Source organism: Myxococcales bacterium (genome assembly GCA_016717005.1).
Lineage (GTDB): Bacteria > Myxococcota_A > Polyangia > Haliangiales > Haliangiaceae > UBA2376.
The window spans coordinates 52,690-71,669 of sequence record JADJUF010000036.1; the positions used below are offsets into that span (position 1 = coordinate 52,690).

General features: G+C 73.0%; 12 protein-coding genes and 1 pseudogene. 11 read left to right on the forward strand and 2 right to left on the reverse strand.

The annotated features are described in order from the left end of the window. Positions 1-31 precede the first annotated feature (31 nt). Entirely contained in the window at positions 32-6,979 is a 6,948-nt protein-coding gene (locus tag IPL61_23405; GenBank protein ID MBK9034172.1) for a VCBS repeat-containing protein, read from the reverse strand. Between the two features lie 217 nt (positions 6,980-7,196). Here IPL61_23405 and IPL61_23410 point away from each other — a divergent pair, with 217 nt between their 5' ends. After that, a complete protein-coding gene (locus IPL61_23410) occupies positions 7,197-7,622 on the forward strand; it encodes a helix-turn-helix domain-containing protein (protein MBK9034173.1) in 426 nt (141 codons plus the stop codon). Further along, positions 7,619-8,215: an ATP-dependent Clp endopeptidase proteolytic subunit ClpP gene (gene clpP / locus IPL61_23415; GenBank protein ID MBK9034174.1), complete on the forward strand. Its 597-nt coding sequence runs from the start codon at positions 7,619-7,621 to the stop codon at positions 8,213-8,215. Before IPL61_23410 ends, clpP begins: the two co-directional genes overlap by 4 nt. Positions 8,216-8,272: 57 nt before the next feature. Here clpP and thrC read toward each other — a convergent pair whose 3' ends face one another. Then, a complete protein-coding gene (gene thrC, locus IPL61_23420) occupies positions 8,273-9,763 on the reverse strand; it encodes a threonine synthase (protein MBK9034175.1) in 1,491 nt (496 codons plus the stop codon). 16 nt (positions 9,764-9,779) lie between these two features. Here thrC and IPL61_23425 point away from each other — a divergent pair, with 16 nt between their 5' ends. The 9 genes and pseudogenes from IPL61_23425 to IPL61_23465 all read left to right on the forward strand — a co-directional run bounded on the left by IPL61_23425 (position 9,780) and on the right by IPL61_23465 (position 18,962). Continuing rightward, on the forward strand, positions 9,780-11,513 hold the full coding sequence (locus tag IPL61_23425) for a hypothetical protein (GenBank protein ID MBK9034176.1): 1,734 nt from the start codon (positions 9,780-9,782) through the stop codon (positions 11,511-11,513). Positions 11,514-11,702: 189 nt separating this feature from the next. Next, positions 11,703-12,506: an SDR family NAD(P)-dependent oxidoreductase gene (locus IPL61_23430; GenBank protein ID MBK9034177.1), complete on the forward strand. Its 804-nt coding sequence runs from the start codon at positions 11,703-11,705 to the stop codon at positions 12,504-12,506. A gap of 230 nt (positions 12,507-12,736) precedes the next feature. Further along, complete coding sequence (locus IPL61_23435) at positions 12,737-13,132, forward strand: hypothetical protein (protein MBK9034178.1); 396 nt, start codon at positions 12,737-12,739, stop codon at positions 13,130-13,132. A gap of 61 nt (positions 13,133-13,193) precedes the next feature. Next, a complete protein-coding gene (locus tag IPL61_23440) occupies positions 13,194-13,847 on the forward strand; it encodes a hypothetical protein (GenBank protein ID MBK9034179.1) in 654 nt (217 codons plus the stop codon). A 357-nt stretch (positions 13,848-14,204) separates the two neighbouring features. After that, a pseudogene (locus IPL61_23445) lies at positions 14,205-14,675 on the forward strand (Hsp70 family protein). Positions 14,676-14,748: 73 nt separating this feature from the next. Further along, positions 14,749-15,333, forward strand: coding sequence for an Hsp70 family protein (locus IPL61_23450; GenBank protein MBK9034180.1), 585 nt, complete (start codon positions 14,749-14,751; stop codon positions 15,331-15,333). A gap of 175 nt (positions 15,334-15,508) precedes the next feature. Further along, positions 15,509-17,392, forward strand: coding sequence for an iron-containing alcohol dehydrogenase (locus IPL61_23455; GenBank protein ID MBK9034181.1), 1,884 nt, complete (start codon positions 15,509-15,511; stop codon positions 17,390-17,392). After that, positions 17,389-18,132, forward strand: a complete 744-nt coding sequence (locus IPL61_23460) for an SDR family oxidoreductase (GenBank protein ID MBK9034182.1) — start codon at positions 17,389-17,391, stop codon at positions 18,130-18,132. Before IPL61_23455 ends, IPL61_23460 begins: the two co-directional genes overlap by 4 nt. Then, the gene (locus IPL61_23465) at positions 18,129-18,962 is read left to right on the forward strand and encodes a sugar kinase (GenBank protein ID MBK9034183.1); all 834 of its coding nucleotides are present in this window, start codon (positions 18,129-18,131) and stop codon (positions 18,960-18,962) included. Before IPL61_23460 ends, IPL61_23465 begins: the two co-directional genes overlap by 4 nt. Positions 18,963-18,980 lie beyond the last annotated feature (18 nt).

The window sequence follows — 18,980 nt, forward strand, 5'->3', positions numbered from 1 at the left end:
CCGCGGCGCCACCCGCCACGGATCGCTCGCGCTACCGCCCGAACCGCCGGTTGGTCCCGTCGGTCTTGGCGCCGCCGAACATGTCGAGCGAGCCCCAGCGGTACAGGCCCTCGACCTGGCCCTTGAGCATGTTGCCGCCGCCGAGGAAGCCGGTGAGCCAGGCCCCGGCCGAGCCGCCGGCGCCGCCGAAGCCCGGGCCGGTCCCGAAGTCGATGAACGCGAAGCCGTAGCCGTCGTGGACGATGCCGTGCAGGCGCACCGACGGGATCCAGCCGACGGTCTTGTCGAGGATCGCGCCCATCACCGAGCCAGCCTGCGACGGTCCGAGCATGCCGGCCTTGAGGTCGTTGTTGGCGATGATCTTGTCGAGGATCGAGCGGACCGACATCGGGCTGCCCGACGCGTCGACCACGCCCTTGCTGCTGATCTCGTACAGGGTCGCGGCCGCCGAGTCGGGGTTCTCGAACTTCGCGAGCAGGTCCTCCGCGCCGCCGTCGCTCACGAGCTTGCGCCCGGCCGCGATCTTGTTCTCGATCTCGACCGAGGCCTTCATCTGCGCGCTCGCGAAGCTGGCGATCCCGTAGGCCCACCCCAGCGCCGACTTGACCTTGGGATCGAGCGGTGACAGCGGCGACGTCAGCGCCGCGACCGACGCGCCGAGGATGCCGCCGGCCATCCCGCCGCCGAGCAGCGTCCCGGCCGCCCCGGCCGCGAACCCGGTCATGACCCCGCCGATCGTCATCAGCAGCGGATCCTTGGTGATGTATCCGACGGCGGTGAACGCCAGGCCGATCCACGCCACCGTCGAGTTCACCGTGACCGCGGTGATCAGCGCCGCCACCACCGGTACGTGCCCGGTGGGGTCGGTGTTGCAGATCGGGTTGTTGTACCCGAACGCGTAGCGGTTCAACGCGGCCGGGTTGCGCGGGTCCGGAATCACCGAGTCGGGCGACAGGAACCGCCCCAGGCGCGCGTCGTAGTAGCGCGCGTTCATGTAGATGAGCCCGACGTCCGCCTCGGTCTCGTGGCCCTGGAAGCCGCGCTCGCTCGCGCCGCTGCCGCTGGTCGCGGTCGTGCGCCCGAACACCGAGTAGTCGAGCTGCCGGGACGGCACGCCGGCGGCGGTCGTGATCAGCTGGATCGAGCCCAGCCGATCCTGGTGCAGGAACGTCGTGCCGGTCAGGTTGGAGACCCGGGCCACCGGCATCGGGCCGGCGTAGATGTGCGCGACCGTGTGGCCGCCGGGCTGGACCTCGAACTGCTTGCCGTAGAAGCGCGTGAGCCCGGCGGTGCCGTCGCGCGCGACCCGCTGGCCCTCGGCGTCGTAGGCGTACGAGGCCGTGGCGGTCCCGGTCGACACCGCGACCAGCCGGTTCTCGCTGTCCCACGTCAGGGTGCGCCCACCACCGGTGAGCTGGTTGCCGTTGCCGTCGTAGGTGAACGTGTCGGTCCCGGCGCGGGTCACCGCGTGGGCGTGGGCCGCGTCGGTGTACTGGTACGCGCCCACCGCCGCGCTCGACGTGATGTTCCCGGTCGGGTCGTAGGTGAAGCTCTCGGGCTGGGCCCCGGCCACGCCGGTCAGCCGGCCCAGGCGGTCGTACGTGTAGCTGTTGTTGAACAGCGCGTCGGTGGTCGAGCTCGACGACGCGACCCGACCGGCGCCGTCGTAGGCGTAGCTGGCGTCGTAGAGCCGGGTCGCGCCCTTGGTCACCACCGACGACGCCAGCGCCGCGCGCTCGGCGGTGTAGCCGTAGGTCTGGACCACGCCGTTGGCGTAGGTCATCGACGTCAGCTGGTCGCGCGCGTTCCACGTCATCGAGGTGACGTAGCCCGGCACCGACGCCAGGCGCCCGGCGCTGTCGTAGGTCCAGCGCACGACCTCGCCGGTGGGATAGGTCGTGTCGATCTGGCGGCCGAGCGCGTCGTACGACCAGCGCTGGGTCTGGCACGCGCCGGTCACGCACCGCGTGCTGACGACCACGCGCCCCGCGGCGTCGTAGGTCAGGTGATCGGTGCCGCTGGGCCAGGTCACCGACGTCGGCTGATCGCCGCCCAGCGACTTGCCGTGGCCGGCCTCGTCGTAGGTCCAGGCGACGAACGTGCCGTCGGGCAGGTTCTTGCGGATCGGCCGGCCGACCGCGTCGCGCGCGATCGCGAAGGTCTGGCCCTTGGCGTCGGTGACCGTCGCGACCAGGCCGGCGGCGTCGTGGGTGTAGCTCCAGCACCCCGTGTCGGGATCGCAGGCGCGGGTCTGGCGGTCGAGCGAGTCCCACTGGTTCGACGACGTGCGCCCGACCGCGTCGGTCCGCCCGATCACCCGCCCGACCGCGTCGCGCTGGGTCAGCGTGGTGCGGGCCACCGCGCCGTCCTGCTCGACGACCTTGATCAGCCGGCCGGCGCCGTCGACGTACTCGAACGTCACGTCCCCGACCTCGTTGGTCTTGCGCGCGTAGCCGTCGCCGTAGCTGACCTCGGCGAAGGTGCCGTCGGGGTTGGTCGTCCGCACCATCCGGCCGGCGCCGTCGTAGGCGTGGATCTGCCAGCGCGCGGGCTCGGTCGCCGGCGCGTACCAGGCCGAGGCCTTCCACACGCGCGTCGTCATCGCCGAGTAGACGACCTCGCGCTGGGCCCCGCCCTCGCGCGCCCACTTGTACTTGCGCATCGCGCCGTCGAGGTACGCCTCGGTCCAGAGCCCGTCGCCGCTCCCATCCGGCAGGATCTGCCGGATCCGCTGCTGCTGCGGATCGCCCCACGCCAGGTACTGCCAGGTCATCGTGCCGCTGCCGGGGTTGGTCTCGGTCGCGACCCGGCCGAGCGCGTCGTAGGTGACCACGCGGACGCCGCCGCTGGCGTCGACCTCGGTCAGCGGCGCGGCCAGGGTCGAGTCGTACGTGGCCGACGTGCACCGGCCGAGCGCGTCGCAGCGCCGGGTCCGGAAGACGTGGTAGGTCCCGTCGTAGGCGAAGGTCTGGGTCCGCCCGAGCTCGTCGGTGTCCGCCGTCAGGTTGCCCCACGCGTCGTAGCCGTAGCGCCGGGTCGCGTAGCCGCCGGTGCGGCTGTCCCAGCGGTCCTGGCGGGTGACGTTGCCGGCCGCGGCCGGCGCGGTCGTGTAGCTGGTGGCGCCGTCGTAGTAGTGCAGCGTCTGCTTGAGCAGCGCGCCGCCGGTGCCGATGCCGGCGTAGACGTTCTCGTAGGCCGGCTTGGTCACGACGAACGTGGTCGGGTTGGGGTAGTACCCGCGCACGGTCGTCACCTCGTCGCCGGCGACGTCGTAGTCGCCCCACTCCTTGGTCGTGAGGGCGTTGCCGTACTGGTCGTAGCCGATCTGCGCCACGACCCGTCGACACGACGCGTCGAGGTTGCACTCGTACTCCCAGCGCTCGGTCATGAGCGACGTGTACGGCGGCGCCGCGTTCTCGGCGTAGACGTAGCTCGTGTAGCTGTAGATCTGGCCGGCGCCGGCGCGGAAGTAGGTCACCTCGGGCTTGGCGATGCAGCCGACGTGCTGGTGGTAGTAGGTCTCGGTGTAGCTGCCGGCGGCGTCGACGACGGTCGTGACCTTCCGGAAGCCCAGGAAGCTGCGCTCGGTGCTCGACCACAGCCCGCCCTGGTAGGTGTAGGAGGTCGTGGCGCTGGTGCCGCGGCCGTCGGTGGCGGTGAGGGTAGCGACGGTCTGGGCCACCAGGCCGGTCGGCATGAACGTGTTGCTCCACCGGGTCGAGGGCTGGTAGCCGATCGCGGTCGTGCCGCCGAGGCCGTTGTCGACCAGCGTCACCAGATCGCGGCTGGTCTGGTTGGCCTTCACCCGGTACCCGTTCACGGTGTAGGCGTCGTCGAGGTAGACCAGATCGACGAGGCCGTCGCCGGTCGCGTCGGCGATGCGGAAGGTCTGCCAGTCGTGGATGGGATCGTAGCTGCCCCAGTTCTGGGGCGGCGCGAAGCCCTCGGCGCTGCCGAGCATCACGCGGAAGCCGTTGATCGTGTAGTTGTTGTCCAGGTAGAGCAGGTCCTGGCGACCGTCGCCGTTGGCGTCGACGACCCAGGTCTGGGCCCAGCCGTTGACCGAGTCGTACGGGCCCCAGCTCACCGGCGCGGCGAACGAGGCGCCGGTGCTGAGCATGACGCGGTAGCCGTTGGCGTCGTAGGCGTCGTCGAGGTAGAGCATGTCGACCTTGCCGTCGCCGTTCATGTCGGCCATCCACCACGCCGACCAGCTGTTGAGCGCGTCGTACGCGCCCCAGTTGACCGGCGGCGCGAACGACGTGCCCCGGTTCACCATCACCCGCCAGCCGTTCACCGGGTACGCGTCGTCGAGGTAGACGATGTCGGGCCGGCCGTCGCCGGTGACGTCGGCGATGCGGGTCTGCGCCCAGCCGTTGACGCCGTCGTACGCGGCCCAGTTCTGCGGCGCGCTGAACCCGGTCCCGGTCGACAGCATCACCCGCCAGCCGTTCACCGTGTACGCGTCGTCGAGGTAGAGCAGGTCGGTCTTGTCGTCGCCGTTGACGTCGATGGCCCAGAACGCCGACCAGCTGTTGAGCGCGTCGTACGCGCCCCAGTTCTGCGGCGGCAGGAAGCTGGTGCCGGTCGACAGCATCACCCGGTAGCCGTTGGTCGGGTACGCGTCGTCGAGGTACAGCAGATCGGCCTTGCCGTCGCCGTTCATGTCCCGCACCCAGAACTGCGCCCACGCCAGGATCCCGTCGTACGCCGCCCAGTTCTGCGGCGCCCCGAACCCGGTCCCGGTCGACGGCATCACCCGCCACCCGTTCACCGTGTACGCGTCGTCCAGGTAGACCAGATCGTCCTTGCCGTCGCCGGTCACGTCGGCCGTGAAGAACCCCGACCAGCTGTTGATGCCGTCGTACGCGGCCCAGTTCTGCTCCGGCGCGAAGCCGTTGGTCGCGGCGGGCGTGCTGAACCGCGACGGCGGCAGGCTGGTGCCGCCGGTGACCGCGCCGGCGCCGTCGACCGCGGCGTCGCGGCCGAACGGCGTGACCGAGACCAGGACCGACCGCCCCGACGACCCGCTCGCGGCGAAGGTCGCGAGCTCGGCCAGGTTGCGCTTCACGCGGTAGCCGTTCACGGTGTAGGCGTCGTCGAGGTAGACCAAGTCGACGAGGCCGTCGCCGGTGACGTCGCTGACCTTGAACGTGGCCCAGTCGTGGATCGGATCGTAGGTGCCCCAGGTCGCGGGCGACGCGAAGCCGGCGCCGGTCGAGGCCAGCACCCGGAAGCCGGTGCTGCCGTAGGCGTTGTCGAGGTACAGCAGATCGGCCTTGTGGTCGCCGTTGGTGTCGACCACCCAGGTCTGGGCCCAGCCCGCGACCGAGTCGTAGTCGCCCCACCGGACCGGGGCGGCGAACGACGCGCCGGTGCTCAGCATCACGTGGTAGCCGTTGGCGTCGTAGGCGTCATCCAGGTAGAGCATGTCGACCTTGCCGTCGCCGTCCATGTCGGCCATCCACCACGCCGACCAGCTGTGGAGCGCGTCGTACGCGCCCCAGTTGACCGGCGGCGCGAACGACGTGCCCCGGTTCACCATCACCCGATAGCCGTTCACCGGGTACGCGTCGTCGAGGTAGACGATGTCGGGCCGGCCGTCGCCGGTGACGTCGGCGATGCGGGTCTGGGCCCAGCCGAGGATGCCGTCGTACGCGGCCCAGTTCTGCGGCGGCAGGAAGCTGGTGCCGGTCGACAGCATCACCCGCCAGCCGTTCACCGTGTACGCGTCGTCGAGGTAGAGCAGGTCGGTCTTGGCGTCGCCGTTGACGTCGACGGCCCAGAACCCCGACCAGCTGTTGAGCGCGTCGTACGCGCCCCAGTTCTGCGGCGGCAGGAAGCTGGTGCCGGTCGACAGCATCACCCGGTAGCCGTTGGTCGGGTACGCGTCGTCGAGGTACAGCAGATCGGCCTTGCCGTCGCCGTTCATGTCCCGCACCCAGAACTGCGCCCACGCCAGGATCCCGTCGTACGCCGCCCAGTTCTGCGGCGCCCCGAACCCGGTCCCGGTCGACGGCATCACCCGCCACCCGTTCACCGTGTACGCGTCGTCCAGGTAGACCAGATCGTCCTTGCCGTCGCCGGTCACGTCGGCCGTGAAGAACCCCGACCAGCTGTTGATGCCGTCGTACGCGGCCCAGTTCTGCTCGGGGGCGAAGCGGTTGGTCGTGGGCGGGGCCTGGCTGACGCCGGTCACGCCGCCGCTGGTGCCGTAGTCCAGCCGGTAGGCGCGGCTGCGCGCGCCGCTGACGGTCACGTCGATCGACCGCAGCCGGTAGCGGGTCGTGCCGAGCGCGCCGCCGGTCGCGAACGTGATCGGATCGGGCCGCGCCTCGCGGAACAACCGGATCAGCGCGCCGTTGTAGCTGATCTGATCCGGGTAACAGTCCTCGCCGGGATCGCACCACCACCCGTAGGTCACGGTGTTGCCGCTGCGGTCGGCGACGGTGCCGAGGCCCCAGCGGAAGGTGCCGCGCGCGGTCGTGTAGACCGCGCGGTAGGTGCGGGTCGTGCCGTCCTTCTCGGTGACGGTCCAGGTGTTGGCCCCGGCGTCGAACGCGATCCGCTGGTAGCTCTCGATCCGCGTCGAGTGGGTCCCGCCGGTCGTGCAGCTCGGGCTGGTGCTCCCGGCCGCGCAGGGAACCAGCTCGCCGCCCCCGAGCAAGAAGACGTCGCTGGCGTCGTAGCTGGGCGCGCCGCGCTTCGCGCCGGCGCGCTCGATCGCGCCGAAGCCCTCGAGCGACCAGCCGACGCCGACGAGGCCGTTGCCGCTCGACGACGCGTAGCTGAGCGACAGCCGCGGCTCGAGGCCGTGGAACGGTGGGGCCTCGATCTGGATCTCGGTCTGGAAGGTGCCGAAGAACGGGTTGACCTGCTCTCGCTCACCGCCCCAGGCCGTCGACGCGACCGCGCCGATGGCGACCGCCAGTGTGAGCGAGAACGTGATCCGACGCCGCAGCGACGTGACGACTTGCATCGAGGGCCCCTTCTCGACTTCGGTTTGCGCGTGATCAAGTTCACGATAGTCCAAGCGCGGATCCGAACTCCACTGCGCCGGTCCGGGGTGATCGCGCCCCTGGGTCGATTTTCTTCGTCGGCGCCGCTGTCGGGCGGCGACGCACGATGTGGGCGACGCGGTGCGCCGTCGCGTCACGGGGGTTGACGCCGATGATATCTGGTGCATATTTTAGAATATGTCGAAGAGACCCCCGCCCGAGACCGCGCTGTACGTGCGGCTGCCCGCGACGGCGGGCGCCAAGCTCGACCGCGCCGCCGAGGCGCTGCGGATCCACAAGAAGGATCTGGTCGCCGGCCTGGTCGCCCGCTATGTCGACCCGGACAGCCCGCAGGGGCTGACGGAGCTCGGCGCGCTGGCGCAGCCGCGCCGCAACAGCGACCGGGTCGGGGCCGGCGCGACCCTCGGCGCGTACTCGTTCCAGCCCTACGACCTGCCGGAGGTGATGAGCGCCGACCAGGCCGCGCAGCTCCTCCAGATCGACGAGGCGCTCGTGGTCGAGCTGGCCGAGGCCGGCACCCTGCCCGGGCGTAAGCTCGGCGCCGCCTGGCGCTTCTCCCGCGCCGCGCTGGTGGCGTGGCTCGCCACCCCGGAGCCCCGATGATCCGCCGCCCGGGGCTCGGCCTCGTCCCCACCGTCGTCGAGCAGACCGCCCGCGGCGAGCGCGGCTGGGACATCTACTCGCGCCTGCTCAAGGACCGCATCGTCTTCCTCGGCTCCGAGATCGACGACGACGTCGCCAACGTGCTCATCGCGCAGTTGCTGTTCCTCGAGTCCGAGGAGCCCGATCGCGACGTGATGATGTACATCAACTCGCCGGGCGGCGTGGTCACCGCTGGGCTCGCGGTCTACGACACGATCCAGCACCTGCGCTGCGACGTCGCGACCTACTGCATGGGCCAGGCCGCCTCGATGGGCAGCTTCCTGCTCGCCGCCGGCGCCAAGGGCAAGCGCTTCGCGCTACCGCACGCCCGCATCATGATCCACCAGCCCCTCGCCGGCTATCAGGGTCAGGCCACCGACGTCGAGATCCACGCCCGCGAGATCCTGCGCGCCCGCGACCTCGTCAACCGGCTGTACGCCAAGCACACCGGCCAGACCCCCGAGACCATCGCGCGCGACACCGACCGCGACAACTTCATGTCGGCCGACGAGGCCATCGCGTACGGCCTCATCGACGCGATCCTCGCGCGCTGACCCGCGTCAGCGACCGTCGGCGCGTGCACGGCCACGCACCCGCGCCGCGACCTGCGCTCACCGCTGCGCGTCGAGCCCGCGCCACAGCGCCGCGCGCACGTCGTCGTAGCGCGCCGCGACCGTCACCGGCTGGTTGCGCCACCGCGGCGCCGGCACCGCGGCCAGGCGGGCCTCGTGGTAGCCGATCTTGAAGTCGGCGAACTTCAGCCCGCTCGCCGTCGACACGACCACGACGCGCGCGCCGGGCGCGATCGTCCTGGCGGCGACCAGCTGCTCGAGGGCGGCCAGCGCGACGCCGGTGTGCGGGCACGTGAACAGGCCGTAGCGATCGGCCCGCCCGGCCGCGTCGGCCAGCTCGGCCTCGGTGGCCGCGGCGACCACGCCGTCGGTGCGCTCGAGCGCGCGCACCGCCTTCTTCCAGCTGACCGGGTTGCCGATCTGGATCGCCGACGCCAGCGTCGGCTGCGCCGGCACCGCGACGAACTGATCGAAGCCGCGCACGAACGCCTGGTGCAGCGGGCTGGCGTTGGCCGCCTGGGCCACGCACACCCGCGGCGCGCGCGTGATCATGCCCAGCTCGATCATCGTCCGGAAGCCGGCCTCGAGCGCGCTGACGTTGCCGAGGTTGCCGCCGGGGATGACCACCCAGTCGGGCACCTCCCAGCCGAGCTGCTGCGCGATCTCCATCGCCACGGTCTTCTGGCCCTCGAGCCGCAGCGAGTTCATCGAGTTCGCGAGGTAGACGCCCTCCTTGTCGGCCAGCTCCTGGACGATCGCCATGCAGCCGTCGAAGTCGGTGTCGAGCGCCAGCACCAGCGCGCCGTTGGCCAGCGGCTGCACCAGCTGCGCCGTCGAGATCTTGCCGGCCGGCAGGATCACGACCGTGGGGACGCCGGCGGCGGCGCCGTACGCGGCCAGCGCCGCCGAGGTGTCGCCGGTCGACGCGCAGGCGATCGCGCGGATCGGCGCGCCGTCGGCGATCATCTGCTTGACCGTCGACACCAGCACGGTCATGCCGAGGTCCTTGAACGACCCGGTGTGCGAGACGCCGCACTGCTTGACGCGCACGTCGCCGAGGCCCAGCGCCCGCGCGTAGCCCGGCACCGGCAACAGCGCCGAGCCGCCCTCGGCCGCCGACACGACGTGCTCGGGCCGCACGTGCGGCGCCACCACCTCGCGCTTGCCCCACACCCCCGACGCGTCGGGCCAGGCCGGGCCGCGCCAGCGCTGATCGAACAGCGCGCGCCAGCCGGCGCCGTCGTGGGCCGCCCGCAGCGCGGCGAGATCGTGGGCGACCTCGAGCAGCTCGCCGCAGGTCGGGCAGCGGTAGCGGACCTCGGTGAGCGACCACCGGCCGGCGCAGCCGGCGATGCACTGGAACCAGGCGGAGAACGTCACGTGCGCACGATCGCACGGGCGGTGGTCCGTCACCAGCGGTTGACGGCGACGGCGCGCGGCTGTGGCGTGAACGCGACGATGCCCGCGCACCTGCGCCAGCGACTCTGCGCGCTTGGGCCCTTGCGCCGGCGGCACGCCCCTTGCTGACATGGCAGGCGTCTTGCCTATGCTGACCTCGCCTCGCCTCGCCGCGCTGTCCACGCTGTCCACGCTGGCCGCGCTCGTCGCCGCCGCGCCCGCCCACGCCCAGCCGATCGCGCCCGCGCCGTCGATGCCCGTGCCGCCCGCCGCCGCGCCGACGCCGTGGTCGCCCGTCGATGACGACGGCTGGCCGCGGGGCGTGTCGCTCGAGTCGCTGCGCGGCCTGCGGCCGTGTCGCTTCGGCGAGGTGATGCCCGGCCCCGGCGCGCGCATCCCGTGCCGGCCGGCCGCCACCCCGGATCCGGTGCAGTGGCGGTGGGGCATCGACTGGACCAACGGCGTGGCGCTCGACAGCGACGTCACCACCGGCGCGGCGCAGGCGCTCGGGGTCGAGCTCGACTTCACCTTCGGCCACCACCTCGCGCTGGGCGCGCGCTACGAGCTGATGGGCGTCGGGCTGCGGACGACGCCCGACGACGTGACGATCGCGCGCGCCCAGCGCTTCTTCGCGCAGGCGCGGTGGCGGGCGTTCACCGACGAGGTCGATCGCGACGCGTGGGCGCTGGCGGTGGGCGGCGGCTACGCCCTCAACGCCGCGGCGCTCGGCGACGACGCGCCGCTGGCGCGGGTGGCGCTGGCGCGCGAGGTGGGCATGTACCTCGACGACGAGAACGCCGCCGTCGCCGCGCTCGAGGTGGCCTACACCCGCCGCCTGGGCCGCGACAGCGTCGACACGGTCGCGGCGTCGCTGCGGATCGGCTTCGAGTTCAACATCAAGGAGCCCGGCAACGTCGACCAGCCCGATCAGGTGTGGTCGCGGCGGGTGTGGACCGGCGCCGACGTGTTCGCGTCGCCGGTGATGTTCGGGATGGGCGCGTCCCTGGGCCTGCGGCTCGCCGACAACCTGCACCTCGTGGCCAGCGGCAACTACGTGTTCGGCCGCGCCCCCGACACCGTCGAGATCGAGGGCCTGCACGGCACCGTGGCCGCGCTCGGCGGTGTCCGCCTGGGCCCGGCGTGGCCGGCGCCGGCGCCGCTGTACCTGCAGGTGCAGGCCGGCCCCGGCCTGGTGGCCACCGATCGTGGGCTCGAGCAGCACCTGTTCGCCGACGCCGAGTTCGGGGTCGGGTTCCGCAGCTGCGGCGGCCGGGTGTCGCCGGGCGTGCGCCTGCGCGGCCAGCTCGACGACGGCGTGCGGGTGCTGACCGGCGCGTTCGTGCTGTCGGTGGCGTGGGGCGCCGGCGCGGGCGACGGCCACCGCGGCTGCGGCGGCCCGGCGATCGACGACCTCGGGCCGGTCGCGTACATGCCGATGCCGCCGCCGGAGCCGACGCCGATCGCGCCGCCGCCGCCCGAGCCGACGTCCCTGACCGGCGGCGGCACGCTCGACGGCAGCGGCGCGGTGGTCGGCGGCGGCGGCGGCACCACCGTGGTGAGCGGCGGCGCGCAGGTCGACGTGGTCGTCACGCCGCCGCCGCCGCCCCAGCCGTTCGAGCTCGACGTCAGCCTCGGCGCGGTGTTCCTCGGCGGCGCGATCCAGGTCCGGATCGATCCGCGGGTGCTGCCGCTCGCGCGCCTGCGCGGCGTCGACGTCGACGTGCGCGTCGAGGGCCCGGCCGCCCAGCTCGCGCGCTTCACCGGCGAGCTGTCGGCGGTGCTCGGGCGCGAGGGCATCACCGCGCGCGGCTGGGCCCAGCGCGCGACCAGCTCGACCGAGATCCACGCCATCTTCACGATCTACCCGCCGGGCTCGCGCTAGTACCTCGCCACAGGGGAGATGATTGGGCGCGGGCGCCGAGGCGCGCCGAGCGCAAGGCGCAACGACGACGGGCTCCTCGTTGGAACTCGAGGAGTTGCGACGCAGCGATCGGCGATGGATCGGCGTCCTCAACCGATCAGATTCCCTGTGGCGAGGGACTAGCAGCGCCGCCGTCGCTACACTGCGGCGATGCCGCGCCTGCGCAAGGACTTCGCGACTCGCTACGGGACCTGGGCCGTCGTCACCGGCGCGTCGAGCGGCATCGGCGCCGAGTTCGCGCGCCAGCTCGCCGCCGCCGGCGTGGCGGTGGTGCTGGTGGCGCGGCGGCGCGACCGGCTCACGACGCTGGCCGCCGAGCTCGCCCACGCCCACCGCGTCGACAGCCGGGTGCTGCCGCTCGATCTGGCCGACCCCGGCGCCGCGGCCGCGCTCGCCGACGGGGTCGCCGACCTCGACGTCGGCCTCGTGATCTGCAACGCCGGCACCAGCTGGAAGGGCGGGTTCCTCGATCACGACCCGGCCGATCAGCGCCGCATGATCGAGGTCAACTGCCAGGCGCCGGTCGCGGTCGCGCGCGCGCTCGGGCCGGGCCTGACCGCGCGCGGGCGAGGCGGGCTGATCATCGTGTCGTCGACCGGCGCGTTCCAGGGCCTGCCGTGGAGCGCGGTCTACGGCGCGACCAAGGCGTTCGACCTGCTGCTGGGCGAGGCGCTCGCGGTCGAGCTCCGCCCGGCCGGCGTCGACGTCGTGACCCTGTGCCCGGGCGGCACCGACACCGAGGGCCCGATGAACACCGGCGTCGATCCCGCGAAGTCGCCGGTGAAGCTGATGCCGGTGGGACCGGTCGTGCGCGCGGCCCTGGCCGGGCTCGGGCGCCGCACGCTGGTGATCCCGGGCGCGGTCAACCGCGTCGGCGTGACCGCGCTGCGGGTCGTGCCCCGCGGCGTCGCGGCCCGGACCGCGGGCCGCATCATGAAGCGCGTCACCTCGTAGCGCGCGTGAGGCCGCTCACCGCGCGCGCGCGATCGTCCGATTTCCGGACACCCGACGCACCAGGGTTCACCCGCGGTCGCAGCGGCCGAACGTCGGTTTCGGTGGGGAGCGTCGCGGGGAGCCGGCCCCCAGGTGGCGTCGACCGCGGGCAGCCAGCGACGGGGGATCAACCAGATCGCCCACGCGCGGGCCGCGCGGGCGGTGGCGCGGCGGTTGCACACCGGGCGCCCATGCTGCGCCTCGCCGCGATCGTCACCGTCGCCACGTCGCTGTGCGCGTGTGCGCACGTCACCCGCAACCACCAGCGCGGGTTCGCCGCGGTCGGCGCGGTCGCGACGCTGTTCGGGGTGACCACCCTCGCCGACGGCGTGTCGTGCGACACCCGCTACAACGCCCGCTCGACCTGCACCCACGACGCGGCCGAGCTCCGGAACGGGGCGATCATCACGACCGCCGGCGCGGCGCTGCTCGGGGCGGCGCTGTGGCAGCTGGCGCACATGCCCGACGACGAGGCGCCGCCGCCGCGCAGCCGCCTGGCCCACGCCACGCCCGCGCCGGCCCCCGCACCCACGCCCGCGCCCGCTGGCGCCACCACCTCGGCGCCGGCCTCGGCCCCGGCGCCCTGACCGCGCGGGGTGCGACAACGCCGCGCGCCGCGGCCGCCACCAACCTCGGTACGATCGAGCCATGACCGAGTCGTCCCGGCGAGCGCTCGAGGGGCTGCGCGATCCGCACACGCTGCAGTGGTACGTGATCCCGCTGCTGGCGCTGCTCTTCTACATCTACGCGATCGAGATCAAGAAGGCGCGCGCGACCGGCGACTGGAACGCGGTGCTGGCCGGCCTGACCTTGTTCGGGATGGACTTCGTCAACGAGTCGATCAACGGCTGGATCCTGGTCCTGACCGATCGCTCGGCGCTGTGGACCGCGCCGGGCCCGACCGCGCTGCGCACGATGGTCGGCTGGAACGTCGAGATCATGTTCATGTTCGCGATCGCCGGCATCATCTTCTACCACTCGGTGTCGCCCGACCCGCGCGCGCGCCTGCTGGGCCTGCCCGAGCGCTGGCTGATCGCCGCCCTCTACGCCGCCTTCTGCGTGGTGGTCGAGCTGGTGCTCAACGCCGGCGGCCTGCTGGTCTGGGAGTACCCGTTCTGGAACGGCACGCTCGGCGGCGTGTGGCTGATCTTCGCGCTCGGCTACTTCCACTTCTACGCGGCGACGATCCTGGTCGTCGGCGCCGCCCGGCTCCGGACCAAGCTGGTGGCGATCGCGGCGATCTACGGCGTCGCGATCGCGCTCGACGTCGTCGGCCTCGGCCTGCTCGGCTGGACCTACTGATCGCCCGCGGCCAGTCCAAGCTCGTGGCGATCGCGGCGATCTACGGCGTCGCGATCGCGCTCGACGTCGTCGGCCTCGGCCTGCTCGGCTGGACCTAGATCGATCGCCCGCGCCACCCGCGCCATCCGCGCCATCCACACCTCCCGAGCGGCTCCCCGAGATTAGGGATCCTCCGCCAGCTTGTAAAGCGCGATCAGATGCTCACAATCGGCGGCTCGCATGCGGAGCCCCATCGCCCTCGGCCTCGACTTCGGCACCACCAACAGCGCGCTGGCGATCGTCGACGGTGACGGCGCGGCGCGGGTGCTGCCGCTGCCCGGCAAGGACGGCGCCGTCGCCAGCTACTGGCGCACGGTCCTGTGCTTCGAGCCGGCCGCCGACCGCGAGCCGCTGCGCACCAGCGCCGGCGCGCCGGCGATCGCGCGCTACGCCGCCAGCGAGGGCGTCGCGCGGCTGCTGCAGTCGATCAAGAGCCACCTGGCCGCGGCGTCGTTCACCGACACGACCATCTTCGGCAAGCGGTTCCGGGTCGAGGACCTGGTCGCCACCTACGTGCGCGCGCTGCGCGCGGCGGCGCCGGTCGATCTGGGCCGCCGGGTCGTGTGCGGGCGGCCGGTCCGCTACTGGGGCGCCGAGACCGCCGCCGACGACGACCGGGCGATCGCGCGCATGCGCACCGCGCTCGAGCTGGCCGGCTTCGACGAGGTCACGTTCGCGGCCGAGCCGATCGCCGCCGCCCACGCCTACGCCGCGCGCCTCGATCGCGACGAGCGCGTGCTGATCGCCGACTTCGGCGGCGGCACCAGCGACTTCTCGGTGGTCGAGGCCGGGCCCGACGGTCGGCGCCCGGGTGCTGGCGCAGAGTGGCGTCGCGCTGGCCGGCGACGCCTTCGACGCCCGGATGATCGACGCGGTCGTCGCGCCGGCGCTGGGCAAGGGCACGAAGTACCAGGTCGAGTTCGGCCACGAGGCGCCGGTGCCGTCGTGGATCTACAACCGGCTGCGCCGCTGGCACCACCTGTCGATGCTCAAGAGCGCCGACACCGTGACGCTGCTCGAGCGCATCGCCGACGGCGCGCGCGATCAGGACGGCATCGCCCGGCTGGTGCGCGTGGTCGACGAGGATCTCGGCCTGCCGCTGCACGGCTCGATCGAGGCCGCCAAGCTGGCGCTGACCGCCGCGCCCGCCACCGCCTTCGACTTCGGCCGGCCCGGCATCGCGATCCGCGCCCCAGTCGAGCGCGCCGCGTTCGACGCGTGGATCGCGCCCGAGCTCGCGGCCATCGACCTGGCGATCGACGAGGCCCTGGCCGCCGCCGGCGTCGCCGCCACCTCGATCGATCGAGTGTTCGCGACCGGCGGCTCGTCGCTGGTGCCGGCGGTGCGCGGCGCGCTGATCGCGCGGTTCGGCGCCGATCGCCTGGTCGGCGGCGACGAGCTCACCTCGGTGGCGGCCGGCCTGGCCGCGATGGCCGCGCGCGCGTAGCCCGGCCGCCGTCACCGCGCGAACGTCCGCACCTGTCGAAGATTCACCACCCCCGCCGCGCACACGCGCGATCCATCGCCGTCGTCGACGGCACGCGCGTTGCTGGCCTTCCCGGGGCAGGCTTGACCCACCCGAGGGTGGGTGTTACGAGGCCTCGGTCCGTCAGGAGTCACCCATGTCCATCAAGCGCGTGCTCATCCCTGCCGCTGGCCGCGGCGCCCGTCTCGACCGCCCCGGCATGCCCAAGCCGCTGGTCTGGGTCGCCGGCCTGCCGATGATCGTACGGACGCTGGTGCAGTGCGAGGCGGCCGGCGTCGAGGAGGCGGTGGTCGTCGTCGGCTACGAGGCCCCGACGATCGTCAAGGCGCTCACCCACCACCCGCGCCTGACCAAGATCAAGGTGCGGTTCGCCGAGGCGCCGAACTGGCAGGAGGACGGCCTGGTCGCGTCGCTGCTGGCGGCGCGATCGCTGCTGCCCGACCGGTTCGTGATCGCGATGGGCGATCACGTGTTCGACGCCGGGCTGATCGAGCGCATCTGCGCCCAGCGCCCCGGCGACGGCGAGGTCGTCGCGATGGTCGACTCCGACCTGGCCGAGGTGTTCGACGCCGAGGCCGCGGTCAAGGTCAAGCAGCACCGCGGCGCGATCCTCGAGATGGGCTGGCAGGTCCCGGGCTTCGACGGCGTCGACTGCGGCCTGTTCGCGGTCGGCCCCGAGGTCTGGGCGACCTTCGCCGAGGTCTACGCGGCCTCGCCCAAGGCCAACCTGTTCGACGCGATCAACCTGCTGGCGCCGCGCGGCCTGGCCCGCGCGGTCGGCGCCGACGGCCTGCCGTGGGACGACGTCGACACCCCGGCCGCGCTGATCCACACCGAGATGCGCTACCGCAAGCAGCGGCGCGAGCAGCACGTCCGCACGATCACGCCGCCGCCGGGCGCGGCGCCCGGGCAGGTCTACGCGTTCCAGACCGGCGCGCCGGCGACCACCGAGGTCGTGGTCGGGCGCGGCATCGCCACCGACCCGGCCCGGCTCGATCTCGGCATCCCCGCCAGGAGCGCGTCGTCGCCCATCTTCGTGTTCACCGACACCACGGTCAACGGCCTGTACGGCGACGCCTTCGTCGGCGCGCTCGAGGCCCGCGGCTACCTGGTCCACCGGATCGTCATGGAGGACGGCGAGGTCAGCAAGACCATCACCAACTACGCGCGCCTGGTCGATCACGTGCTCGAGCAGGGCATCGACGAGCGCAGCGTGCTGGTGTCGCTCGGCGGCGGCGCGGTCTGCAACGTCTGCGGGTTCGTCGCGTCGACCCTGTACCGCGGCATCGGCCTGATCCACGTGCCGACCACGCTGATGGCCCAGTGCGACGCGGCGATCAGCCACAAGCAGGCGCTCAACGGCACCCGCGGCAAGAACCTGATCGGCGCCTACTACCCGCCGATCCGCGTCGTCGTCGACGTCAACTTCCTCGCGACCCTCGAGGACTGGCTCATCCCCGACGGCCTGGCCGAGGTCGTCAAGCACGCGCTCGGCCAGGACCCGCAGTACCTGACCGACCTGCTGGCCTACGAGGGCGACCACCGCGACCCCGAGTTCCTCGAGCGGGTGGTCAAGCGCAACATCGAGCTCAAGTGCGAGCTGATGGCGGTCGATCCCAAGGAGCACGCCGCCGGCATGGTCCTGCAGTACGGCCACAACGTCGGCCACGCGGTCGAGTACCTGTCGGCCTACGAGCTGTCGCACGGCGAGGCCGTCGCGATCGGCATGATGGTCGCGGCGCGGATCGCGCGGCTCCTGGGCGGCTGCGACGACGAGCTGGTCGAGACCCACCGCCGGCTGATCGCCAAGTACAACCTGCCGACGACGATCCCGGCGTCGATGCGCATCCCCGACATCATCGACGCCATGCGCTACGACAAGAAGTTCCTGACCGAGGGCGTGCGCATGGCGCTCGTGGCCGAGCCCGGCGCGCTGTGGCAGGTCGGCGGCGACTACGCGATCCCGGTGCCCGACGACGTGCTGATCCCGGCGCTGGAAGCGACGATGGAGCCGGCGTGACCCGACTGGCGGCGGTCACGGGCGCGTCGAGCGGCATCGGCCTGGCGGTGGTCGAGCGGCTGATCGCGCGCGGCGATCAGGTGGTGGCGATCGCGCGCCACGCCGACGGCCTGGCGGCGCTGGTGGCGCGCCACGGCGACCGGGTGCGGCCGCTCGCGCTCGACGTCGGCGACCACGGCGCGCTCCACGCGGCCCTCGCGGCCCTGCCGCCGGTCCACACGCTCGTGCTCTCGGCCGGCGTCTGCAAGCAGGCTCGCCTCGACGAGGAGGCCGACGACGCGACCTGGTGGGAGACGCTCGCGGTCAACCTGCACGGCAGCTACTTCGCGATGAAGGCGGTGGCGCCGACCATGCCCGCGGGCGGCCGCATCGTCGCGGTGGCCTCGGGGCTGGGCAAGCTGGGCCGCCCCGGCTACGCCGCGTACTGCGCGTCGAAGCACGCGCTGCTCGGGGTCGTGAAGTGCGTCAGCAAGGAGCTGGCGCCGCGCGCGATCACGGTCAACGCGGTCTGCCCGGGCTGGGTCGACACGCCCATGGCCCAGGCCGACGTGACCAAGACCGCCGCCGAGCGCGGGCAGCCGCGCGCCGCCGTGCTCGACGGGATCCACGCCGGCATCCCGATCGGCCGGATGGTGAGCGCCGACGAGTGCGCCGCGCTGATCACCTGGCTGGCCTCGCCCGAGGCCGCCGCGGTCACCGGCGAGGCCTACAACATCTCGGGCGGTGAGTTCTTCGCGTGAGCGCGACCCAGATCGTCATCGCCGGCCACGTCACCCACGACCGCTACGGCGCCGAGATCGTGCCGGGCGGCTGCGCGTTCTACGGCGCCCGCACCCAGGCCGCGCTCGGCGCCGACGTCCACCTGGTCACCGCGGTCGGCGCCGACTTCGCGTGCGAGGACGCGTTCGCCGGGCTGACCGCGACCGTCGCGCGCGGCGGCGTGACGACGCTGTTCACCAACCTCTACCCCGAGGGCGCCCTGCGGGTGCAGCGGATCGAGGCGACCGCGCCGGCGGTGGCGCCGCCGCCGCGCCTGCCCGACGGCGCGCTGGTCCACCTGGCGCCGGTGCTGCAGGAGCTCGACCTGGCCGCGTGGCTCGACGCCTGCGCCGGGCACCAGGTGGCGATCGCGATCCAGGGCTGGATCAAGGATCGCGGGCCGGGCGAGGCGGTCGTGCAGACCCCGTGGGACGTCGACGGCGCGCTCCTCGCGCGGGTCGCGTTCGCGGCCTGCGGCGAGGAGGATCTGGTCGAGCAGGGCGATCTGCTCGACCGCCTGTGTCGGCACGTGCCGATCGTCGCGTTCACCCACGGCGCGCGCGGCTGCGACGTGATCGTGCGCGGCACGACCACGCGGGTCGGGATCTACCCGCACGCGACCGAGGTCGATCCCACCGGCGCCGGCGACACCTTCGCAGCCGGGTTCTTCCTGGGCCTGGCCGAGGGCCGCGATCCCGTGGCCGCGGCCAAGCTGGGCGCGGCCGCCGCGTCGATCGTCGTCGAGGGCCGCGGCGGCGCGACCTTGCCGCGGGTCGGCGAGGCCCGCGCGCGCGTGGCCGCGATCGGGTAGCGCCCCGGTCGAGCGCGC